Source organism: Streptomyces sp. NPDC107765, assembly GCF_055657085.1.
The window spans coordinates 47,575-69,096 of sequence record NZ_JBVKBL010000022.1; the positions used below are offsets into that span (position 1 = coordinate 47,575).

The window sequence follows — 21,522 nt, forward strand, 5'->3', positions numbered from 1 at the left end:
CGCGGTCGGGTACGGGCCTTCAGTGCTCGCGGGGCGCGGGGACGACGTGGTCCACGGGCGTCCCGGAGCCCTGGCCGACCGCCTCGCCATGGGCGGCGAGGAGCTGGCGCATCGCGGATTCGGCCGCCGTGGCGTCGCCGGAGCCGATGGCGTCGACCACCCTCATGTGCTGGCCCACGGACGTCTCGACCGGCCGCTCGCAGCCGCCGGCGGGTCCGCCGGAGACGTGCAGGGCGGAGGAGACGATGCCGGAGAGGTGCTCCAGCATGCGGTTGCCGGCGAGCTGGAGCAGCAGGGAGTGGAACTCTGCGTCGGCACGACCGAAGGTCATGATGTCGCCCTGGGCCGCGGAGTGGCCCATGATCTCGACCATGTCGGCCAGCCGCTGCTGGATGTCCTCCCGGCCGTGCCCGGCGGCGAGCCGGGCGGCCAGCGGCTCGATCGTCCAGCGCAGCTCGCACAGCTCCCGGCGCTGGTCGTCACGCTGCGGCCCGTAGGCGCGCCACTCGATGATGTCGGGGTCGAGGAGGTTCCAGTCGCTGACCGGACGCACCCGGGTGCCCACGTTGGGGCGCGCGCTCACGAGCCCCTTGGCCTCGAGGACGCGCAGTGACTCGCGGACGACGGTGCGGGAGACCTCGAAGCGCTGGCCGATCTCCTCGGGGACGAGCGGACGGTCGGCGCCGAGATCGCCGGAGACGATCATCTGGCCCAGCTGCTGGACGAGTTGGCCGTGCAGGCCGCGGCCGCGACTGCCGGCCGCGCGCCGGCCGACCCGGCCGATCTCGGCCTCGGAGCCGTCCCAGACCTGCGGAACGCGCTCGGCACGCTCCGGGCCGGCCGTGTTGCCGGTGTTCGCGGCGTTGGCGGCGTTGGCGTAGGGGTAGCGGTCAAGCTCGCCCGGGCCTGCGAGGCCGGTGTCGCCGGGGCGAGCCGCGGTCATCATGGTGTGCGCAAGGGTACTCACGCATCCTTTGTCGGCGACACCCTGAACACCCTTGAGGTCTTTGGTGAAAAGCACACGAAAGGGTGATCGCCCCCCATCTCTGAATTGACGCTTTATCGGAAGGAAATGCGCTGCCCAGGGCGAGTTACGGACAGCATGCGCAACAACAGGGCGTCAAAACAGGCGCCTTACTCGACCGGAACGGAGAGCCGCAGCCCTCCGTGGCGACATCGCCGCAGGCCAGGGCCCATGGCTTGCAACGACGGCGCGGTGCCTACGGATTGAGCCGAACCGCTTCTCACGACCGATATGGCGCGGTCGATTCCGGACCGCCACTTGACGGCCACCTCACAACCACTCCGTGAAATCAGGGAATTTCACATGCGGAACAGCGGCATCAACGGGCATCCACCACACCGGATGACGACCCGTTCCGCACCTCGACTCACGAGGCTCTCCGCACCACGGGGGTTACGCGACAGACGAGTTGAGGATTTCACCCGGGGTGGCGACATCGGGGGCGCTCGCCCGGCGGCGACGCCGACGATGCGGACGGTGCCAGCGGCGTCCAAGCGGGTCGGGGCGTCACCGGCACCCGACGGCCGCAGCCACCTCGACACCGCGGGAGGCGGGCCGTAGACGGGCGCGCGGCCGGACGTCGGCCATCAGCGGGACGAGTGGACCCACCCGGACAAGGTATCGGAATATGTCCTATTTTCTCGTAATTGTTCAATCGTGTCGGTTTCCGCGGTGTGCGGGGCACAGGAGAGAACAGCCGCCCGTTGTCGTCCCCACCGGATACGCGGCCGACGAGGCACAGGCCGTACTCAGACCTCGGGGCGCAGCATCGGTGGGTTGAGCAGCGTCGCACCGCCGGCCCGGAAGAGCTGCGCGGGGCGGCCGCCCTGACGCGTCGTGGTGCCGCCCGTGGGCACGAGGAATCCTGGGGTGCCGGTCACCTTCCGGTGGAAGTTCCGGGGGTCCAGGGCCACCCCCCACACGGCCTCGTAGACCCGGCGAAGCTCCCCCACCGTGAACTCCGGCGGGCAGAAGGCCGTGGCGAGCGAGGAGTACTCGATCTTCGAGCGGGCCCGCTCCACCCCGTCGGCGAGGATCTGGGCATGGTCGAAGGCGAGCGGGGCCGCCAGCTCGCCCTCGCGGGCATGGGCGTCGTCCGGCTCCAGCAGGGTCTCGACCGGTGCCCAGCGGGCACTATGGGCGTCACCACCGGCTGTGGGAGCCGGCAGGTCCGGCGCGAGGACCAGATGCGCAACGCTCACGACCCGCATCCGGGGATCCCGCTTCGGATCGCCGTACGTGGCGAGCTGTTCCAGGTGGGCGCCGTACACGGGCGGAGGTCCGGCCGGGGTCTGGGCATGCAGACCGGTCTCCTCTGCCAGCTCCCGGGCGGCCGCTGCCTCGAGGTCCTCGTCGGCCCGGACGAATCCGCCGGGCAGCGCCCAGCGGCCCTGGAACGGCGGCTCACCGCGGCGGACGGCCAGCGCGCAGAGGGCGTGGCGGCGCACGGTGAGCACGACCAGGTCGACGGTGACAGCGAACGGCGGGAAGGCCGACGGGTCGTAGGGAGGCATGGCGTGATCATAGTCGTCCGCCTGACGATAAACAGGCCCGCAGTACCTCACGAGCCCAGTTGCAGGCCGTCCGCAGCCGCTTCCACCATGCCCATGCCGAGTCTGCTGATCCGTACGGCGAAAGGCTGCTCGGCGACGCTCAGCCCGGTGAACTGCATCGCGCCGAGCGGGGCCGTACCGAGCGGCCGCACGGACACCGTGCCGGCCGGGACATCGGGCCGCAGGCCGGCGAGGGCGATCAGTATGTGCACCGCGCCGGCGGCCGACACCGCTGCCGGGCGGCAGGCCGCCGGGTGTGGCACGGGGGCTCCGTCGGCCGTGCGCTGCTCCCCCGCGTACATCTCCGGGAGGCGGTTCCCGAAGCTCGCCGCGGCGTCCAGGACGCCCCGGGTCAGGGCCGCGGCGGCCCGCTCGTGGCCGGCCGCGGCCAGTCCGGCGGCGGCGATCGCCGTTTCGTGGACGCGCACCGCGCCGCTGCGGTGGCCGAACGGGTTGTAGCCGCTCTCCTTGGCACCCAGTCCGCGCAGCCCCCACCCGGAGTCCATGGCCGGCCCGCTCAGCAGCCTGGCCAGCTGGTCCGTCTGGGCCGCGTCCAGCAGACCCGGGGCGAGCGCGCCACCGCCGAGCAGTCCGGTGTCGAGGAGATGGGCGGCGGCGGAACCCAGGTACGGAACGGGCCGGCCATCGGCGGTGAGCAGCGCGGCGGGGCGTCCGCCGGCCCGGTCCTCCAGCCAGAAGTCCCTGCGGAACCGGGCACGCAGTTCCGCGGCCCACTCGCGCAGTACCGCGGCGTCGGCGGATCCGCAGGCGTCGAGGAGATCCGCGCCCAGCAGGGCGGCCCGATGGGCGTGGGCCTGGGTCTCGCAGCGGTACGGCCCGTCGGGGGCCGGATCGGGGATGTAGCCGCTGCGGGCGCGGCCCACCGGGTCGGAGACGATCCGCAGCCACCTCAGACACCGTTCCGCGGCGGGCAGCAGCCGTTCGGTCTCCGTCTCGGGCAGTCCCCAACGGCGCGCCTCCGCGAGCACGGCGGGGAACAGCAGGGTCGCCTCGATACCCGTGCAACTGGGCGGGGCGTGCGGTCCCGCGTCCCGCAGGGCTCCCGGAATTCGGCCGAAATCCGGCCCCGGTGCGGCCTGTTGGCTGCGGGCCAGCGCGCGCAGGGTGCCCGCGGCAAGCCGGGTGCCCAAGGGCAGCAGCATTCTGGCGGCCCACAGCGCCTCGGCCGGTGCCAGCCCGCAGCGCCAGGGGAACCCGCCCGCGAGACAGACATCAGCGGGCGCGGCCGGATCCCGCATCGCCAGGCCGTACAGATCGTCCAGGCCGGCCGCCATGAGGGCGTCGGCCCGGTGGTCGTCGCACTCCAGCCGGGCGTCCGACCAGGGGCGGGGTGGCCGGTCCGCGCGGGTGCGCGGCGCGAAGGTGCCGCTCCGCGGGCCGGGGATGCGGGCGTTCCCGGCGGGACGGTGCCCGGCGGGTCCGCTGCCCGGTCCGGCGGTCTGCTCCAGCGCGACACGCAGCTCGATGGTGCGGCGGCCGCCGGCCGGGAGTTCGAGTTCCCAGCGCAGCAGACCGGCCGAGGCCAGGGCGTCCTCGGGCGGCGGGTCGGCGGTCACCACCGCGTGCGCTCCCCGCCCTGACCAACGGAGACCGGAGCCGTGGACGGCGGCGCGCAGCTCGGGGCCCGGGAGGCCGACGGCGACGGCTCCGAGCTCTGCCAGGTCGGTCTGCAGATGGATCTCCACCGGCAGCCTGACGGGCCGGGTCGCGCTGCTGAGGAAGGTGATCCGCTCGGTGCCGTCGGCCGTCCGCAGCCGCTCCATCCGGATGTCCGGGTCCGGGCCCCGCTCACCGGTTCTGCGGATCGTGCCGACGAACCGGGCGCGGTCGGCGGCGGTCATCCGGCCCTGGACGACCAGCGGTTCACCGCCTGCGACCCGCAACTCGCAGTGGGACAGGACCCGCCTGCCGTCCCGGTAGAAGCCGTCCATGCCCTGGCCGGTCAGCTGCCCCGACGCGGGGGACACCGCGAGGGCCGGCAGTGCCACACAGACCAGCGAGGAGTGGACGGGCTGCGGTTGCGGAGGCCGGGGCGGCACCGAACGCCGCTCTTGGGACGGCCGGCGGGCCGGTTGGGTAGTGGGGACGATGCCTGGCACGCTCTGCACTCCCTGGTGACGTCGGGGCTTCGTACGGCCTGCGCCATACAGGTGAACGGTCCGGCCGGCGCCCAGGTCACGCCGGCCGCACAACGACCGGGCGGTCACCGCCGGCTCCGGTCGTCATGACCGCTCCGCCGCCCGCCACGTCCCCCGGTGGTACGCGCCCCGGGACCGGTACCGCCGCGGGGCCCCCGAGGGCGGCCGGCGGGCGCGGTCCGGCCGCGCGCCGGGCGCTTGGCGGACGGGGATTGCTTCGTACCGGAGCCGGGTGCGCAGGCTGCGGCGCTCATCGCCTCCTGGTTTTGCTCGCGCAGGCAGCGGCGCAGTGGTTCCGGGTCGAGCCCCTCGTTGATCGCGCGGTGCAGGAGCTGGGCGAAGGTGTAGTCGGGGTCCAGCGAGAGGGCGCACCCGAGGGCCACCCGCGCCGAGGGGCCGTCCTCCGTGGACCAGCTGACCCATCCGGCGAGGGTGAGCGGTGCCGTGGCGTGCTCGGCATAGCTTCCGGCGCAGCGCCGGGCGAGGGCCCGCCACAGACGAAGGGCGGGGGCGGCGGCCGTGCCGTCCATCCACTCGGCCGCCCGGTCACGGGTGACCCGGTCCTGGAGTCCGAGGATGAGGCCGGCCGCCTCGGCGTTGGTGATCAGCGCGTCGTCGCAGGCATCCCGGGCCCGATTGCTGCCCACGGGGGTGTCCTGGCGGAAGCGGTGGATCATCGCGGCGGCCAGATCGAGGGTGTCCTTCCGTACGACCGCCGCACCGTCCGGGCGGAGCATCCGGGGGACCAGTGCCCGGGCCGCCGCGTCCAGGGCCTTCTCCTGTTCGACGGCTCGCCGCCCCGTGCGGGGCCGCAGCCTGGCCTCCATCTCCTTGAGGGAACCGCGCACCTGCATTCCGGCGTAGGCCGCCGCCGCGGCCATCACTGACGTGCCCGGCATCACCATCGGGGTGCCGTCCGCGGGGCAGCACCGGAAGTCGGGGCAGCAGTAGGACCAGAAGCGCCCGTTGGAGAGGCAGAGGGCTTCGAGGACGGGGACATCGAGCGCTCCGCAGGCCGTGCGCAGCCGCTGGGCGAACGGCTGGAGCCGGTCCCTGACGTCCCGGCCGTTCTCGCCCGCCGCGGGTTCCTGACAGAGGTAGACGATGATCGCCGTGGGTCGCGGGGACCCGTCCTGACCGGCCGAGACCAGACATTCGGCGAGCTGGTCGGCGACGTCGGACCACTGGGTCCGGTCCGCCGGAATGCCGAGCCGGACCCGGCCGCCGAACCGTCCGCGCTCACCGTGCAACGCAACCAGCACCACGCTGTCGTCCGGATAGAAACCCATCAAATACGGCAGCGCGTCGGCCAGCTCCGCCGGGCTCCGCAGCGTGACCTGGGACTCCGCGGCCGGCGCCGGAAGCACCTCGGCAGGTGTCGGTACGGAGAGGTGCGGGGAGTCGGTTGCGCCGGCGTGGTGGGAGGTCTCGGTGGCGTCAGGGTTGGTGGGCCGGGGTTCGACCGGCGTGTGGGAGGACTCGGGAGAGGGACGCGGGCCCGGGACCGAGGAAGGGGGAGAGGTCGGCGGGTGGGAGCGTGTCGAGGACGTCGGAGGGGTGGCAGAGGTGGGACGGGTGGATGGCGTGGACGGGGTCGAGGAGGTTGAAGGGGTCGGAGTCGAGGAGGTCGGAGGGTTCGGAGGGGTGGGTGCGTCGGAAGGGGTCGGCGGCGTCTCGGAAGTCGCCGGAGACGTCGGGGAGTTGGGGTCGGTGCTGCGCTTGCGCGGTTCGCTCTGCGGATTCATGGCTCGAAGATCTCGCGATCTGCCGCTGCGCCGCGACCCCTGTGGATAACTCTGGGTGACGAGTTATCCACAGGCTCGGGCGGGGGTTCGCGCATTGTCAGTGGCATCGGGTTGCATGGGGGCATGAGCAACGAAGATCTGCGTGCCGCAGCCGATGCCGTCCTGACCCGGCTCGTCGGCGACCCCGGCGGTACGGCCCGGCTGCGCGAGGACCAGTGGCGGGCGATCGAGGCCCTGGTCGCCGAGCGTCGTCGCGCGCTGGTCGTGCAGCGCACGGGCTGGGGCAAGTCGGCGGTCTATTTCGTCGCGACCGCGTTGCTGCGCGAGCGCGGCAGCGGACCGACCGTGATCGTCTCTCCGCTGCTCGCCCTGATGCGCAATCAGGTGGAGGCGGCCGCCCGGGCCGGGATCCGCGCGCGCACGATCAATTCGGCCAACACCGAGGAATGGGACACCGTTCAGGCCGAGGTGGCGGCGGGCGAGGTGGACGTCCTGCTGGTGAGTCCGGAGCGGCTCAACAACCCCGATTTCCGTGATCAGGTCCTGCCCAAGCTCGCCGCGGCGACGGGGCTGCTGGTGGTCGACGAGGCACACTGCATCTCCGACTGGGGCCACGACTTCCGCCCCGACTACCGGCGGCTGCGCACGATGCTCGCCGATCTTCCCCCGGGTGTGCCCGTGCTCGCCACCACCGCGACGGCGAATGCGCGGGTGACCGCTGATGTCGCCGAGCAACTCGGGACGGGTGAGGGCACGGCCGAGGCGCTGGTACTGCGCGGTCCGCTCGACCGGGAGAGCCTGAGTCTGGGCGTGCTGCCGCTGCCGGACGCCGCACACCGGCTGGCGTGGCTCGCGGACCATCTGCACGAGCTTCCGGGCTCGGGGATCATCTACACCCTCACCGTCGCCGCCGCCGAAGAAGTCACCGCCTTCCTGCGTCACCGCGGGCACACGGTCACGTCGTACACGGGCAAGACCGAGAACGCCGACCGCCAGCAGGCCGAGGACGATCTGCTGGCCAACCGTGTCAAGGCGCTGGTCGCCACCTCCGCGCTGGGCATGGGCTTCGACAAGCCCGATCTGGGTTTCGTGGTGCATCTGGGCTCACCGTCCTCGCCGATCGCGTACTACCAGCAGGTGGGCCGGGCCGGCCGTGGGGTCGAGCACGCCGAGGTGCTGCTGCTGCCCGGCCGGGAGGACGAGGCGATCTGGAAGTACTTCGCCTCACTGGCGTTTCCCCCCGAGGAACAGGTGCGCCAGACCCTCGACGTGCTGGCCGCCGCCGACCGGCCGGTGTCGCTGCCGGCCCTGGAGCCGCGGGTCGAACTGCGCCGCTCACGCCTGGAGATCATGCTCAAGGTGCTCGACGTGGACGGCGCCGTGCAGCGCGTCAAGGGCGGCTGGATCTCCACGGGCCGGCCGTGGGCGTACGACGCGGAGCGCTATGCGTGGGTGACGCGGCAGCGCGAGGCCGAGCAGCAGGCCATGCGCGAGTACGCGACCACGACCGGCTGCCGGATGGAGTTCCTGCGGCGGCAGTTGGACGACGAGGCGGCGGCCGCCTGCGGCCGGTGCGACAACTGCGCCGGGGCGCGGTTCACCGCCGAGGTGTCGGCGGCTTCGCTGGACGCCGCGCGCGGTGAGCTGGGGCGTCCGGGCGTGGAGGTGGAGCCGCGGCGGATGTGGCCGACGGGGCTGCCGGCCGTCGGCCTCGACCTCAAGGGGCGCATTCCGGCGGACGAGCTGGCCGCGACCGGCCGGGCGCTGGGCCGGCTCTCCGACATCGGCTGGGGCAATCGCCTGCGCCCGATGCTCGCGGCGCAGGCACCGGACGGTCCGATTCCGGACGAGGTGGCCTCCGCGGTGGTCACGGTCCTCGCCGACTGGGCGAAGGGGCCCGGCGGTTGGGCGTCCGGTGGGCCGGATGCACCGGCCCGCCCGGTGGGAGTGGTCTGTCTCTCCTCGCGTACCAGGCCGCAGCTGATCCGCTCGCTCGCCGAGCGGATCGCGGCGGTCGGCCGGATGCCGTTCCTGGGCGTGGTCGCCTCGGAGGAGGACGGTGCCGGCACCAGGATTCCGCGCAGCAACAGCGCCCAGCGGCTGCGCGCGCTCCACGGCTCACTCGGCGTACCGCCGCAGCTGGCGCAGAGCCTTGCGTCCGTGGGTGGTCCGGTGCTCCTGGTGGACGACTACGCCGATACCGGCTGGACGCTGGCGGTGGCTGCCCGTCTGCTGCGCCGGGCCGGAGCCGAGGGGGTGTTTCCGCTGGCCCTCGCCGTGCAGGCGTAGGTGATGGGCCCGGGCATGGGCAGCGGCCGCCCGGTGGAACCGTAGCCCCGGGGATCCGGACGACTCGGGTCGGGGCCGACGCACGGGTGCGACAGCAGGGAACTTTCGTCACACATGGCGCGATTCCAGTCTCCTGAGGGAATTGCTCGTTGCCCGCATCCCTGTACGACCGCAAGAATTGGAGATGCTTCCCCGTTCCGGCCGTTCCGCGGTCACGCTCGGTCATGCCCTGGTGCTCGGACACCAGGACACCGCCCGATGCGCTGACGCGTGGACGAAGGGAGGACCGTGACCTTCGACTTCGTCCCGCACCCACGCCTTTCGCCGCTCTCGTCCAGCGACCCGGCCGCCCGGCTGGGCCGGATGCTGGAGCCCGCCGAGTGGGCCTCGGCCGGTATCCCCCTGCTGCGCAACCCCCGTGAGGTCGTCGCCGGACTGCACGAGCGTCATCGCCCGGGGGCGGCGACGGCCATCGTGGCGGTGCTCGATCCGCAGGATCGGGTGACGGCCAGCGCGTCCTTCACCGAGCCCGCTGCCGCCCCTGACGGCTGGGAGTTCCGTAATGCCCTGCTGGCGCATCTGCGCCGGGTGATCCCGCACGACCTCCGGTTGCGCGCCCCGGTCCGGACGGCCGTGCTGCTCTACTGCCGTGACGGGGAACCCCGTTGGACGGAGACCGACGGGGCGTGGATGTGGGGACTGCGCGACGCCTGCACGCTGCACGGTCTCCGCTGCGGTGCGTACATCGCGCTGACCCCCGACCGCTGGCAAGTACTGGGCGAAGGCCGGGGCGGGCGCCGGCCCAGGTCGTCGTCCAAGGACAAGCGGCGCGCGGAGGCCCGCCATCCCGGAGCCGGCTTCGCCGCGGCGCGCCGCACCACGGCGCCACGCCCGGACGCGCCACGTACGGCCGCGGTCGTCGCACAGGGCCGGCCGGCGCCGCGGAGCACCGGCGGCGGCGCACCGGAGGCCCACCGGCACACGGCGGCCCGCTGATCACCTCACGCCGCACGGGAACGCAAGACGGCCAAGGCACCGGCCGTTCGCGGAATACGGCCGCTCGAGAAGGTGAGAGCCGTAGAAGACCCAGGAGCCGTGCGCGGAAGCAGGGCCGTGGCCGTGCCGGAACGCAGGCGAGCCCGACGGCCTCGGGGGCCGACGGGCTGCTGCGAGCCGGAACGGTCAGACGCCGGCGCCGAGAACGGTGTTGATCCGCTGCGGGTCGCCGCAGACGATCAGCAGCGCTCCTGCGCGGGCCATCGCCGAAGGCAGCGCCCGTGCGGTGACCTCGTCCGTGTCGCCGTTGACGGCGACGACCACGACGGGGCGGCCGGTGGCACGCTCGGCGTCGGCATCCGCGTAGAACACGTCGTCAGCGGCGTCGTGTTGGGCCCAGTAGGACGCCTCACCGAAGGACAGCTCGTGCGCGGCCCACGGGTGGGTCTCGCCCGTGGTGAGCACCAGGATTTCACCCGGGGCGCGCCCCGAGTCCAACAGCAGATCAACGGCTTCGTCGGCGGCGTCGATGGCACCGTCGGCGGGCGCCGGAATCAGCTGGAGCTGCGCTCCGGCCGTGCCGGTCTCGGCGGCCGGGGGCTGCGGGGAGCCGGTGCGCTGCGCCGGCGGAGCGGCGACAGGCCCACGCGGCGGGGCAGCGGGTCCGGGCTTACCCGGACGGGCACTGGCCGCGGGAGCACCGCGCGGCGGCGCGGGGCGGGGACCGGGGCCAGGAACAGGACGGGGGGTCGGCGCGGTACGGCCGGCGGCCGAAGTTGCGCGGGGACCCGGGACACTCTCGTGAATCTGAGGCTCCTCGGGGATGAGAGGCATAAAGGGATGTCTATCAAACGTAAGTGCGGGACACGTCATCGGGTACCGAATTGATGCCCGCACCGCTCAGAAGTCGAAGCCGAGTTGGCCGCCGGCTTCCAGAGCGGCTGCTTCGGGGGTGATGCGCACCTTCTTCAGATGCCGCCACCGGGGCAGCGCGTCCATGTAGGACCACGACACCCGGTGGTGCGGCGTGGGTCCGTACTCCTCCAGGGCGATGCGATGGGTCGGCGACGGGTAGCCGGCGTTGGCCGCGAAGTCGAAGTCGGCGTATTCCAGGCCCACTTCGGCCATCATCGCGTCGCGCTGCACCTTGGCGAGCACGGACGCGGCGGCAACCGCGATGCAGGACTGGTCCCCCTTGATGACCGTGCGGACCTGCCACGGCGTGCCCAGGTAGTTGTGCTTACCGTCGAGGATGACCGCGTCCGGACGGACCGGCAGCGCCTCCAGGGCGCGTACGGCCGCGAGCCGCAGTGCCGCGGTCATGCCCAGCTCGTCGATCTCCTGCGGCGAGGAATGCCCCAGGGCGTAGGCGGTGACCCACTGGCCGAGCACTGCGCACAGTTCGGCGCGGCGCTTGTGGGTCAGCAGCTTGGAATCGGTGAGTCCGTCGGGCGGTCGGCGGAGTCCGGTGATGGCCGCGCAGACGCTGACCGGTCCGGCCCAGGCTCCGCGTCCGACCTCGTCGATCCCTGCAACGATCTTGGCGCCCGTCGTGGCGCGCAATGATCGCTCGACGGTATGGGTGGGGGGCTCGTACGGCATGGCGCAGCCAGATTACGCCTATTCGGCCCAGCGTTCCGCATCGGATCCACACCTGGCCGCAAACGGTGCCGGTGCGGGAGCGGGCGGGCCACGCGGGTCACCCTACCGGCGGGTACGCGAGCCGCCAGTGTGGGCGCCTTCCCGGGCCTGCGGATCGTTGCCGTTCGTCTTCTCGGACGCGAGCGGGCAGCGCGAAGTGAGGGGCCCGCGCCACGCGTTGGCGCCAACGGTCGCGTGCGGGGCTCGGCCGAACACGGAGTGAAGGAACAGCTCCCGGCCGGGGCGCGGAGTCGTGGGGCAGGTGTGGCCGGGCGTCTGGTCAGTCTTCGAGGGTGGGGGCCCAGGACGGGAGGGGCTCGGTGCCCTCCAGCCATGCCGCGGGGGGCGCGCCGGCGGGGTCGGCGGCCACGATCCCGCCGACGATGCCGCAGGTGGTGTCGACATCGCCGCCGGCCCGCACAGTGGCCCAGAAGGCCTTCTCGTAGTTGCCGAGATGGCGGGCCGCCGCCCACAGGGTGAAGGGCACGGTGTCATGGGCGCTGGTGCGCCGGCCGCAGCCCAGGACGGCCGCGACGGTGCTGGAGTCGGCGTAGTCGAGCATGTCCCGGGCCCGGCGGAGTCCGGCCTGTACGGCGCTGCGCGGGATCAGCTCCAGTACCCCGTCGAGCAGCTCCCCGGGGCCGGTCTGCCGGCTCGGGTCGGCGACCAGGGCGGCCGCCGCCGCCACGGCCATGGCGCCGACCACGGCCTCGCGGTGCTGGTGGGTGGTGTACGCGGAGATCTCCGCCTGGTGCGTGGCCTGCTCGGGGTCGTCGGCGTACCACGCGCCGAGGGGCGCGATGCGCATGGCGGCGCCGTTGCCCCAGGAGCCCTGGCCGTTGAAGAGCGCCGACGACAGCTCGCGCCAGTCGCCGCCCTCGCGGATCAGCCGGAGCAGGCGGTTGACGGCCGGGCCGTAGCCGCGGTCGAAGTCGTGGTGGTCGGCGAAGGAGGCGGCCAGGGCGTCCTGATCGATCCGGCCGTGCGTGACGAGCACGGCCAGGACGGAGCAGGCCATCTCCGTGTCGTCGGTCCACTGCCACGGGGTGGGCGGCAGCTCGCGGCGCTTGAGGGCGGGATAGTGGGCGGGGACGAAGAACTGGGATCCGAGGGCATCACCCACGGACAGTCCGCGCAGGCTCGCCAGAGCCCGCGCACAGCGGTCTGCGTCACGGTGATCGGGGGTCATCGGTGTGCACTTTAACCGGTGACGCCATAAGGCTCGGGTTCACACCAGCGCTCGAAGGGCCGGTCGAGGGTGTAGCGGCCGTCCGGCCCGAGCAGCAGGGTGCGCCATTCGGCGTTGCCCGGGTTGGACAGCGACTCGAATTCGGCGACGGTCCAGTGGAACCAGCGCATGCAGAACAACCGCATGGTGAGACCGTGCGTGACGATCAGGACGTTGGGCGGATGGCTCGGGTCCTCGAAGCTGCGCCACAGGCTCTCCAGGAACGCCCCGACCCGGTCGTAGACGTCCGCACCGGACTCGCCCTGGGCGAACCGGTAGAAGAAGTGGCCGTACGCATCCCGGTACGCCTTCTGCAGCTGTACGTCATCGCGGTCCTGCCAGTTCCCCCAGTCCTGCTCGCGCAGCCGCGGCTCCTCGCGCACCCGGACCTTGCCCGGGTCGAGGGCGAGCTCGCGGAAGGTCTGGTGGGTGCGGCGGTAGGGCGAGACATAGGCGGAGATCCGCTCATCGCCGAACATCTCGCGGAGCGGGCCACCGGCCTCCTCCGCCTGCCGCCGCCCTGTCTTGGTGAGGGAGAGGGCGTGGTCCGGCTCCCGCTCGTAGATGGAGTCGTCGATGTTCCCCTCCGACTCCCCATGACGGAGGAGCACGATGCGTCGGGGGCGAGCCATGCGGCCAGCCTAAAACGCCTGCCCTGTACATGCCGCACGCGGGCCGTGGAAGCCGGTGGTGTGCCCGGCCCTCGACGGACCGGTCCGGCTCGTCCCGTCGATCGGGTCGGCGTGGACGCCCGCCAAGACCCGTGTGCACGTCATGCGCACCGACGGGAAGCGTGGTCGCGCGGGAAGCGGACAGCGACGCTTTTCGGCTCGGCCCCGCACCGGTCGCGGCGGTGACCTCGGCAGGCAACCGGCTCAGGCGGCGACCAGGGCCGGGCGGCCGTCGCGTATCTCGTAGGGGCGCCCGGCGAAGCGCCGGCGCAGCAGGCGGTCGTGAGTGACCATGACCAGGGCGCCGGGCCAGGCCGCCAGGGCCGCTTCGAGCTCCTCGACCAGGCCGAGCGCGAGGTGGTTGGTGGGTTCGTCGAGCAGCAGCAGGTCGGCCGGGCGAGCCAGCAGCCGGGCCAGGGCGAGGCGGCGCCGCTGACCGGCCGAGAGCGCCCCGACGGGCACCTGGAGATCACGTTCGCGGAACAGCCCGAACGACAGCAGCAGCTCGGCCAGCTCTTCCGAATGGCCGGACAGGCCCCGGCGGAAGGTCTCCAGCAGCGGCTCGGCCGGGCGGGAGACCGGTATCTCCTGGGCGAGGAAGCCGATCCGTCCCCGGCGCAGCACCGTGCCACGGTCCGGTGCCGTGAGACCGGCCAGGATCCTGAGCAGGGTGGTCTTGCCGGCGCCGTTGGGGCCGTGGATGAGCAACCGCTCCCCCGCCGTGACAGTGAGGGAGTCCACGGCGAGCCGGTCCCCGACCCGTACGCCGTCGAGCTGGACGAGGGTGCCCTCCGTCCCGCCGAGGCCCGGTGCCGCCCGGAAGCGGAGCGGTTCCGGGGGCTTGGGGACGGGGTGGTCCCGCAGTCTGCGCAGCCGCTCCTGGGCGTTGCGCACCCTGCTGGACACCGATGCCTGGACCCGGCCCTTGGCCCGGTCGTACGCCATCTTGTTGCCGTCCTTGATGGGCCGACCCGGAGCGACGCCGTGCGCCGTATCCGCCGCGAAGTCGGTGAGGTGTGTGATCTCTTCGCACCACGCGGCGTACTCCTGCTCCCAGCGCCGGCGGGCGGTGGCCTTGGCCGCCACGAAGGTGCCGTAGCCGTCGCCGTAGCGGACGAGTGCCCGGCGGTCGGCGTCGACCTCGACGATCACGGTGGCGATCCGCTGGAGGAAGAGCCGGTCGTGCGAGACGGCGAGGACCGTGCCCCGATGGGCGAGCAGGGCGCCCTCCAGCCAGTCGAGAGCGGCGGCGTCGAGGTGGTTGGTCGGTTCGTCGAGGAGCATCACCTCGGGGGCCGCGGCGATGAGGCAGGCGAGGCCCAGGCGGGCCTGCTCACCGCCGGAGAGAGTGCCCAGCAGTCGGTCGTGGCCGAGCCCTTCCAGGCCGAGGGCGTGCAGGGCCACCTCGACCCGGGCGTCCGCCTCATAGCCGCCGCGCAGCTCGAACAGCGTGAGCAGATCGCCGTACTCGTCGAGCCGGGCGGCCGTAGCGTCGCCGAGTCCGCTCTCCAGTGTGCGGAGCCGGCGCTCCAGGTCTCTGAGGTCGGCCAGTGCCGCGTCGATCGCGTCCTGGACCGTGCGGTCCGGCGGGAGGTCGGGGGTCTGTCCGAGATATCCGATGCCACCGTCGGCGGTCAGCACGACATGGCCCTCGTCCGGCTGCTCCACGCCTGCGATCAGGCGCAGCAGCGTCGACTTCCCGGCGCCGTTCTCCCCCACGATCCCGACGCGTTCGCCGGGCCGCACCGACAGTGAGACGCCGTCGAGCAGCCGGCGCTCACCATGGGATGTGGTGATGTCGTGCACTGAGATCTGAGTGGGCATACAACCTCCCCCGACAAACGCAACCCTCGTTGCGTTACGCTGATGATGACACAGTAGACCTCACTAACGCAACTGGAGTTGCAGTTGACTGGAGAACCCGCGCGCGACAAGGCCGGCAGCACCGAGCCCTCCGCCCCCGGCACCCGCCGCCCCGGCGGCCGGACCGCCCGCACCCGCGCCGCGGTCCGTGACGCCGTGCTGGCCGGCCTGACCGAGTACGGCTACCCCGGCCTGACGGTCGAATATGTCGCCGAGCACTCCGGCGTGCACAAGACGACGCTGTACCGCCGCTGGAAGGACGTCGAGGGCCTGGTGGCGGACGCCCTCGACCTGGCGGGCGAGGACAGCTGGACGCCGCCGGACACCGGGTCACTGGAAGGCGATCTGCGGGCGCTCGCCCATGAGGTCGTCGCCTCCTTCACCGATCCCGCGGTGGCCGCGTCGGGCTCCGCGATGATCGCCGCCGCCTTCCAGTCGGAACGGGCCGCGGAGGCACTGCGCGCCTACTACGCCGAGCGGTTCACGCGCTGCGAGGCGATCGTGGAACGTGCGGTCGCACGCGAGGAGTTGACCGCCCCGCTGGACGCCGGCGCGCTCGTCCGGTCCGTCTCGGCGCCGCTCTTCTTCCGGCTGTTCATCACCCGGGAGCCGATCGACCGCACCGTCGCCGACCAGGCCGTGGCGGCCACGCTGGCCGCGGCACGGGCAGGGGCGTTCGCCGGTGGCGACACCGTGGGAGCGGCTCCGGATGCGGCCGCCTCCTGACTCCGGGGGACGGGACGGACCCGGCCGGTCACACCGTCCAGGACGGTTCGAGCCGCACCACGTCCCCGGCGATCGCCCGGACGTCCGCGGCTATCTGGGCCCGCAGCGCCAGGCGTTCCACCCGTTCGGGCCGGTACTTCCCGCGTTCCGCCGCCGACTGCCACATCGAGAGGACCAGGAACTCCTCCCCGGGCGCCCGCCCCAGCATCCCCCGGAGCATCCCCGGCGAGCCCGCCATCGCCGGGTTCCAGACCTTCTCCTGCATCAGCATGAAGTGGTCCACGCGGTCCTGGCGCACCTGGCAGTGCGCCAGCCGCAGCACGTCCACGTCACCGAACGCCGGCCGGAATCCCACCTTCACATCGAATTCGTGCTCGAAAAGGCGGACTTGGGCGTCCTTGTACGTGCCGGTCTGGGCGGCCGCGAGCCGGTCGTGCGAACGGGCCATGAAGGAGTCGTAGAACGCCCGGCTCTCCCAGAAGGCGACCAGATGCGCCACGTCCGGCCGGCTCCGGCTCCATCCGCCGCCCTGTCCACGAAACCCCGGTTCACCCAGCAGCCCCGCCCATTTCCGCTGCCCCCGCTCGAAACCTCGACGGTCCACTACGGTGAGGCGAATCCACTTGACCAGCACCGCGCCATCGTACGGCCCGGGGGCCGATCCGGATCACTGTGCGTACCACCCCGAACTTCCTTACGGGCGGGGATCGATGGGCGTCAGTACGCCCAACCGCCGCTCCACCTCCTCGGCCGCCTCCAGACACAGGTCCTCCCGGTAGGAGCGGCCGATCAGCTGCACGCCATACGGGAGCCCCGCCACCACTCCGGTGGGCACGGCGACCGCGGGGACCCCCACGAAGCTGGTGGCCGTACACAACCGCATGGCGTTCTGCACCCGCCGATAGCCCTCGTCGTCCCGTACCTCCTCCCCCGGCGCGAACGGCGGCTCGGTGAACACCGGGCCCAGGACCAGCGGATACTCGTCCAGGAACTGCGCCCAGTCCCGTTGGATACCCATCCGCACGCCGGTCAGCCGCAGGTACTCGGTCAGCCCCACCGGAGCGACCTCCGCCATGCCCCGCTCGATGTAGCGGTGCCCGCCCTCGCCGAGCAGCGGCTTGACCACCGGCCAGGTGGTGGCGAACTCGGTGCGCGTCATACGGGCGTACACCTCCAGGGCCTCGTCCAGCCGCGGCACATCGGCCACCTCGCTCACCTCGTACCCGGCGTCACGGAGCACGTCCGCGGCACTCTCCACCGCCTTGCGCACGGAAGGGTGCACACCGCGCCCACCCGGGTCGGTCACCATGGCCACCTTGACGGGCCGCTCCAGCGGCTCGCCATACAGGGGCACCGGTACCGCCCTCGGGTCGCGGGGATCGGCTCCGGCCAGCACCTCGTAGGCGAGCCGGAGATCGCCGACCGTACGGGCCAACGGCCCGTCCACCACGAGGAACTGGGCCGCGAGGGACGGGTCGTCGGGCCCGATGCGGTGATCGGCGGCGAACCGCCCGTAGGTGGGCTTGAGTCCGGCCACACCACAGAAGGACGCCGGGATGCGCACCGACCCCCCGGAGTCGTTGCCGAGGCCGAGCGGAGCCATACCGCTCGCCACGGCCGCACCGTCGCCCCCACTGGTGCCACCGGGGGTGACCGCCCCGCTCCAAGGGTTCGCGGTGTCCCCGAACAGCTCGCTCCGGGTGTGGACACCGGCCAGGATGAGCGTCGGCATATTGCTGTGCCCGAGAGGGATGCCGCCCGCCGCGCGCAGCCTTGCCACCGGGGGAGCATCGGAGCGTGCGACGAGTTCACGGAAGCGCTCCGCGCCGAAGGTCGTCGGTACGCCCTCGATGGCGGTGCTCTCCTTCACCGTGAACGGCACCCCGGCCAGCGGCCCCAGCTCCGCCCCCTCGGCGCGCTTGCGGTCGACCGCCGCCGCTTCGGTCCGGGCACGTTCGGCGAGCAGCTGAGTGACGGCGTTGACGGCCGGGTTGACCTCGGCGATCCGCGCCAGGTGCGCATCGACCAGCTCCACCGCCGACACCTCTCCGTCGCGCACCGCCGCCGCCTGGGCAGCGGCGGTCAGCTTCCACAACGCGCTGTGCATTTCTCCCCTTTCGGGCCCGGACCGGACGTCGCACGTTCCGCCGCGGGGACCGGGCCACCCGTTTTCCGATGCACCTGCATCGCTTCGGCATCGTAACCTTGCCAGCGATACGCCCGCATCGAATAAACCGGAGCACACGGGATGCCCAAGCAGGTGGACCACGAGGGCCGACGTCGGCAGATCGCCGAGGCGGTGTGCCAACTCGCCGACGAGAGCGGCCTGGAGGGCGTGACGCTCCGCGATGTCGCGGCGCGCGCCGACGTGTCCATGGGAGCCGTCCAGCGCTGCTTCCGCACCAAGGAGGAGATGCTGGTCTTCGCGCTCGGCCACATCGGCGAGCGGGTCGGCGCACGGGTGGCGGCACGGCTCACCGCCTCGCCCGCACAGTCGGCACGCACGGCGTTGGGCCACGCCGCAACCGAGGTCTCACTGCTCCGGGACGAGCACCGGGCCGAGGCCCGGGTCTGGCTCGCCTTCGTGGCGCAGGCCGCCGTCAGCCGGCCACTGGCCGAAATCCTGCGCAGCAACTACACAAATCTTCAGGCGGTGTTCACGCGATTGATCTCCGAGGCTTCCGACATCGAAGCCCCGGAGCGGGCGGCACGCACGCTCCTCGCCCTCGCCGACGGCCTCACCGCCCACGTCCTGATCGGCCACCTGTCCCCCGCCGCCGCCCTGGACGTCCTCGACGGCCATCTGCACCATCTCTGGAACCAGAAGGCATCCTGAGGCACATACGGAACACTTCTCCCCGAGGCCCAAGGGCATTTTCCGGCCAACTGGATCGGGATCAAGTCACCTCTGACCAGGGGAATTTCCCGGCTCCCTCGGGCACGGAGCGTGGCACGATGGTCGCCAACGGCAAGTCCCGGGGCCCGTCCGCGCCACCACGTCGGCGGTACCGCACCCCCGGGGGACGAGGGAAGGGAAGCCCGGTGAGCACGCTCAACAAAGGGATCGAGAAGGTCGAAGTAGCGCTCAAATGGGATCCGAGCCCGATGGGCGCGCCGGACCATGACCTCGACATCGTCGCGGCGCCCTATTCGGCCGACGCCCCACACGGCGACCCGGCCTATCTGGTGCACTTCGACAGCCGGTCGCCCGACGGAACCATCAATCTGAACCGCGACAGCCGGACGGGGCAGGGTTTCGGCTGGGACGAGATCATGACGCTCGAACTGGACCGGCTGTCCGAGACCTACGTACGGGTGGTCGTCGGCGTGGCCATCCAGCAGGGCGAGGACCGCATCACCTTCGGCGACGTCGCCAACGCGGCCGTACGCATTCGCGAGGGCTACACCGACCTGGCCTCCCACGGCTTCGCCGAGGTCGCGGAGTCGACCGCCACGACGGTCGCCGAGTTCATCCGGGACGAGACGGGCAACTGGCGCTTCCACTCCGCGCTCCGGGGCTTCGACACCGAACCGGCCGACTTCGCCCGGCTGATGGGGCACTGACCAAGGCGCTCCCGCGGCACCGCCGGAGCGGACCGCGCCGCCTGACTGCCTCCCTGGAGCGCGCCGCTATCCGCCTTCCCTCTTGCGGCGGCGGTGCGCCGCGACCCGGGCCCGTGACGCGCAGGCGGTCGAGCAGTAGCGGCGCGCGCTCCCGGGGCCGGTGCCCAGATAGAGCGTGGAGCACCCGGGAGCGGCACATTCCCCCCAGGGCATCCGGCCGTATTCGGTGAGGAGCTGCGCCAGCGCCAGGGCACTTGAGGCGGTGAACCACTCGGCCCAGCTCGCGTCGTCCCCCCGGTCGATGTGCAGATGCCAGGGGTGCCCGTCGTGCCGCGAGAGGTGCGGACGGGCGCCGCATTCGGTCAGCAGCGCATTGATGGCGTGGGCTGCCCGGTCGATGTCGGGCTCGGCGAGGAGGGCGCCGAGCCGGGCCGCGGCCGCCCGCAACCCCTCGGCATCCTCTCTGGTGAACGCCTGCTCGGTGAGGTCCTCCGGGCGTTCCCCGTGGCGCGCGAGCAGCCCGGCCAGCGCCTCCCGCGAGATCCCGGGTTCCGCGCGTACCGCATTCACCAGATCCTTCAGCCGGTCCGCGGGCCGGAACCCCCGCACCCCCGCCGCCTCAGCCGTCACGGACTCCCCGCTCCCTGCGCTCATGGCGCACACCCATGGTCCCGTTCACACCCCACCAGCGTAACGGCTTGTGCCAATAAGCCGTTACGCCGCATTCTTTGGAGGCTGAGGTCGGCTCACCGGACACCTGGAGATGCGCATGCCGCGACAGCCCGCCCCGGGGGAACGCGCAGAATTACCGCTCTATCTGGCCACCGCCTTCTTCGCCCGCCTCGCCGATGAAGGGATGGCCGTGGCGGTCGTCCTGCTGGCGGTGCACCGGACCGGGAGCGCGGCGCAGGGCGCGTTCGTCCTCACTGCCTGGATGGCGCCCCATGTGATCGCTGCGCCTCTGGCGGGCGCCCTCGCTCCCCGGGTGCCCCGCCTACGGTTGTGCTACCTCGGGGCGCTGGGCGGTTGTGCCGCGGCCATCGCCGTACTGTCGCAGCTCCTCGGGCGGGCCCCGCTGCCGGTGACGCTGGGCGTCGCCCTGGCCGGCGGTGCTTGCGGCCCGGTCGTCTCCGGAGGTCTCTCCAGCCTCATCGCCGTTCTGCTGCCGGCGGGCGCACGGCGCGACCGGGCCTACGCCCTGGACGCGACGGTCTACAACGCCGCCTCGGTCGCCGGGCCCGCCGTGGTCAGCGCGGTGGCCGCACTGGCCGCACCGGGTGCGGCCATGCTGCTCCTCGGAGGCGCGGCGGCCCTCGGGGCGTCGCTGTCCGGCGGACTGCCGTACCGGCGCGCGGAACAGCCGGTGTCCGGCGCCGCACCGGCCACCACGCTGCGTGCGGACCTCGTGGCCGGACTCGCGGCCGTATGGCGCACCCCTGAGCTGCGCACCATCACGGCGGCGACCTGTCTGGCCTTCGGCGGCCTCGGAGGTCTCACGACCACTACGGTGCTGCTCGCCGCCCACCGGGGACACCCGGGGGCAGGTGGCGCCCTGATGACCGCGTTCGCCATCGGGGCGCTCGTCGGCTCACTGGTGGTGGCCCGCCGGCCGCCGCCCGTCCCGGACCACCGCCTCGCCACCGTCGCGCTGTGCGGGACCGGCCTGGCGCTGGCCGCCGCCGCGCTGGTCCCGTCCCCGGTGGCCGGCCTGGCCCTTTTCACCCTCGCGGGCGTCTGCGACGGCCCGTTGCTGACCGCCACGCTGCGTATCCGCGCCGCGCACGCGCCGCCGCGGTCCCGGGCGCAGGTCTTCACCCTGGGGGCGGGACTGAAGTTCACCGCCGCAGCCGTGGGCGCGACGCTCGTCGGCGCGGCGGCCGCACTGCCGCCGGCTCTCCTCCTGGCCGGCATCGCCGGTGTCCAGCTGGCCGCCGCGGCCCTGAACACCCTGCTCCGCCCCCGGACGAGCGGCCGCACCGGCGCCCCGCACACGCCGGAGGGGACCGGCGCACCACCGGTCCCCTCCGTACGTCCTTGAGCCCTCTCAGCCCGTCACACGGGCC

18 protein-coding genes are annotated in these 21,522 nt (G+C 72.7%); 6 read left to right on the forward strand and 12 right to left on the reverse strand.

Annotation, left to right across the window (positions count from 1 at the left end; all coding sequences use genetic code 11):
• Positions 1-19 precede the first annotated feature (19 nt).
• From ACZ7MX_RS36055 to ACZ7MX_RS36070, 4 genes are all read right to left on the reverse strand, one after another.
• Positions 20-1,021, reverse strand: a complete 1,002-nt coding sequence (locus tag ACZ7MX_RS36055; protein WP_472138460.1) for a FadR/GntR family transcriptional regulator — start codon at positions 1,019-1,021, stop codon at positions 20-22.
• 752 nt (positions 1,022-1,773) lie between these two features.
• Positions 1,774-2,538 (reverse strand): NUDIX hydrolase, encoded by a 765-nt coding sequence (locus ACZ7MX_RS36060; protein ID WP_472138461.1) that lies wholly within the window; start codon positions 2,536-2,538, stop codon positions 1,774-1,776.
• Positions 2,539-2,585: 47 nt separating this feature from the next.
• Positions 2,586-4,586, reverse strand: a complete 2,001-nt coding sequence (locus ACZ7MX_RS36065; RefSeq protein WP_472138463.1) for a glycogen debranching N-terminal domain-containing protein — start codon at positions 4,584-4,586, stop codon at positions 2,586-2,588.
• A gap of 215 nt (positions 4,587-4,801) precedes the next feature.
• A complete protein-coding gene (locus tag ACZ7MX_RS36070; protein WP_472138464.1) occupies positions 4,802-6,103 on the reverse strand; it encodes a DUF4192 domain-containing protein in 1,302 nt (433 codons plus the stop codon).
• A gap of 501 nt (positions 6,104-6,604) precedes the next feature.
• On the opposite strand from ACZ7MX_RS36070, the gene ACZ7MX_RS36075 reads away from it, so the two are divergent.
• Together ACZ7MX_RS36075 and ACZ7MX_RS36080 are read left to right on the forward strand one after the other, a co-directional pair.
• A complete protein-coding gene (locus tag ACZ7MX_RS36075) occupies positions 6,605-8,770 on the forward strand; it encodes a RecQ family ATP-dependent DNA helicase (RefSeq protein ID WP_472138466.1) in 2,166 nt (721 codons plus the stop codon).
• 288 nt (positions 8,771-9,058) lie between these two features.
• Positions 9,059-9,766 (forward strand): hypothetical protein, encoded by a 708-nt coding sequence (locus ACZ7MX_RS36080; RefSeq protein WP_472138468.1) that lies wholly within the window; start codon positions 9,059-9,061, stop codon positions 9,764-9,766.
• Positions 9,767-9,952: 186 nt separating this feature from the next.
• Here ACZ7MX_RS36080 and ACZ7MX_RS36085 read toward each other — a convergent pair whose 3' ends face one another.
• The 5 genes from ACZ7MX_RS36085 to ACZ7MX_RS36105 form a co-directional block, all read right to left on the reverse strand.
• Entirely contained in the window at positions 9,953-10,600 is a 648-nt protein-coding gene (locus tag ACZ7MX_RS36085; RefSeq protein ID WP_472138470.1) for a hypothetical protein, read from the reverse strand.
• A 66-nt stretch (positions 10,601-10,666) separates the two neighbouring features.
• A complete protein-coding gene (locus tag ACZ7MX_RS36090) occupies positions 10,667-11,368 on the reverse strand; it encodes a ribonuclease HII (protein ID WP_030412890.1) in 702 nt (233 codons plus the stop codon).
• A 319-nt stretch (positions 11,369-11,687) separates the two neighbouring features.
• Complete coding sequence (locus tag ACZ7MX_RS36095; RefSeq protein WP_472138471.1) at positions 11,688-12,596, reverse strand: ADP-ribosylglycohydrolase family protein; 909 nt, start codon at positions 12,594-12,596, stop codon at positions 11,688-11,690.
• Positions 12,597-12,607: 11 nt separating this feature from the next.
• Positions 12,608-13,267, reverse strand: a complete 660-nt coding sequence (locus ACZ7MX_RS36100) for a histidine phosphatase family protein (protein ID WP_472138473.1) — start codon at positions 13,265-13,267, stop codon at positions 12,608-12,610.
• Positions 13,268-13,510: 243 nt separating this feature from the next.
• A complete protein-coding gene (locus ACZ7MX_RS36105) occupies positions 13,511-15,130 on the reverse strand; it encodes an ABC-F family ATP-binding cassette domain-containing protein (protein ID WP_472138475.1) in 1,620 nt (539 codons plus the stop codon).
• A gap of 84 nt (positions 15,131-15,214) precedes the next feature.
• Between ACZ7MX_RS36105 and ACZ7MX_RS36110 the strand changes: the two genes are divergently transcribed.
• A complete protein-coding gene (locus ACZ7MX_RS36110; RefSeq protein ID WP_472138476.1) occupies positions 15,215-15,895 on the forward strand; it encodes a TetR-like C-terminal domain-containing protein in 681 nt (226 codons plus the stop codon).
• A 28-nt stretch (positions 15,896-15,923) separates the two neighbouring features.
• Here the strand turns inward: ACZ7MX_RS36110 and ACZ7MX_RS36115 are convergent, their stop codons facing one another.
• Together ACZ7MX_RS36115 and ACZ7MX_RS36120 are read right to left on the reverse strand one after the other, a co-directional pair.
• Positions 15,924-16,529 (reverse strand): YdbC family protein, encoded by a 606-nt coding sequence (locus tag ACZ7MX_RS36115; protein ID WP_472138478.1) that lies wholly within the window; start codon positions 16,527-16,529, stop codon positions 15,924-15,926.
• Positions 16,530-16,589: 60 nt separating this feature from the next.
• Entirely contained in the window at positions 16,590-18,002 is a 1,413-nt protein-coding gene (locus ACZ7MX_RS36120) for an amidase (RefSeq protein ID WP_472138479.1), read from the reverse strand.
• 141 nt (positions 18,003-18,143) lie between these two features.
• Here ACZ7MX_RS36120 and ACZ7MX_RS36125 point away from each other — a divergent pair, with 141 nt between their 5' ends.
• Both ACZ7MX_RS36125 and ACZ7MX_RS36130 read left to right on the forward strand, forming a co-directional pair.
• Positions 18,144-18,731: a TetR/AcrR family transcriptional regulator gene (locus tag ACZ7MX_RS36125; RefSeq protein WP_472138480.1), complete on the forward strand. Its 588-nt coding sequence runs from the start codon at positions 18,144-18,146 to the stop codon at positions 18,729-18,731.
• Between the two features lie 119 nt (positions 18,732-18,850).
• Complete coding sequence (locus ACZ7MX_RS36130; protein ID WP_472138482.1) at positions 18,851-19,459, forward strand: TerD family protein; 609 nt, start codon at positions 18,851-18,853, stop codon at positions 19,457-19,459.
• A 66-nt stretch (positions 19,460-19,525) separates the two neighbouring features.
• On the opposite strand, the gene ACZ7MX_RS36135 is transcribed toward ACZ7MX_RS36130, so the two are convergent.
• Positions 19,526-20,113, reverse strand: a complete 588-nt coding sequence (locus tag ACZ7MX_RS36135; RefSeq protein WP_472138484.1) for a CGNR zinc finger domain-containing protein — start codon at positions 20,111-20,113, stop codon at positions 19,526-19,528.
• Between the two features lie 115 nt (positions 20,114-20,228).
• Between ACZ7MX_RS36135 and ACZ7MX_RS36140 the strand changes: the two genes are divergently transcribed.
• The gene (locus tag ACZ7MX_RS36140; RefSeq protein WP_472138486.1) at positions 20,229-21,497 is read left to right on the forward strand and encodes an MFS transporter; all 1,269 of its coding nucleotides are present in this window, start codon (positions 20,229-20,231) and stop codon (positions 21,495-21,497) included.
• Positions 21,498-21,522 lie beyond the last annotated feature (25 nt).

What these genes read in the sequence shown, in the direction of transcription:
- ACZ7MX_RS36060 (WP_472138461.1), bottom strand. Translation starts at nt 2,538, where the DNA reads ATGCCTCCCTACGACCCGTCGGCCTTCCCGCCGTTCGCTGTCACCGTC.
- ACZ7MX_RS36075 (WP_472138466.1), top strand. Translation starts at nt 6,605, where the DNA reads ATGAGCAACGAAGATCTGCGTGCCGCAGCCGATGCCGTCCTGACCCGG.
- ACZ7MX_RS36085 (WP_472138470.1), bottom strand. Translation starts at nt 10,600, where the DNA reads ATGCCTCTCATCCCCGAGGAGCCTCAGATTCACGAGAGTGTCCCGGGT.
- ACZ7MX_RS36090 (WP_030412890.1), bottom strand. Translation starts at nt 11,368, where the DNA reads ATGCCGTACGAGCCCCCCACCCATACCGTCGAGCGATCATTGCGCGCC.
- ACZ7MX_RS36095 (WP_472138471.1), bottom strand. Translation starts at nt 12,596, where the DNA reads ATGACCCCCGATCACCGTGACGCAGACCGCTGTGCGCGGGCTCTGGCG.
- ACZ7MX_RS36100 (WP_472138473.1), bottom strand. Translation starts at nt 13,267, where the DNA reads ATGGCTCGCCCCCGACGCATCGTGCTCCTCCGTCATGGGGAGTCGGAG.
- ACZ7MX_RS36105 (WP_472138475.1), bottom strand. Translation starts at nt 15,130, where the DNA reads ATGCCCACTCAGATCTCAGTGCACGACATCACCACATCCCATGGTGAG.
- ACZ7MX_RS36120 (WP_472138479.1), bottom strand. Translation starts at nt 18,002, where the DNA reads ATGCACAGCGCGTTGTGGAAGCTGACCGCCGCTGCCCAGGCGGCGGCG.
- ACZ7MX_RS36125 (WP_472138480.1), top strand. Translation starts at nt 18,144, where the DNA reads ATGCCCAAGCAGGTGGACCACGAGGGCCGACGTCGGCAGATCGCCGAG.
- ACZ7MX_RS36130 (WP_472138482.1), top strand. Translation starts at nt 18,851, where the DNA reads ATGGTCGCCAACGGCAAGTCCCGGGGCCCGTCCGCGCCACCACGTCGG.
- ACZ7MX_RS36135 (WP_472138484.1), bottom strand. Translation starts at nt 20,113, where the DNA reads ATGAGCGCAGGGAGCGGGGAGTCCGTGACGGCTGAGGCGGCGGGGGTG.
- ACZ7MX_RS36140 (WP_472138486.1), top strand. Translation starts at nt 20,229, where the DNA reads ATGCCGCGACAGCCCGCCCCGGGGGAACGCGCAGAATTACCGCTCTAT.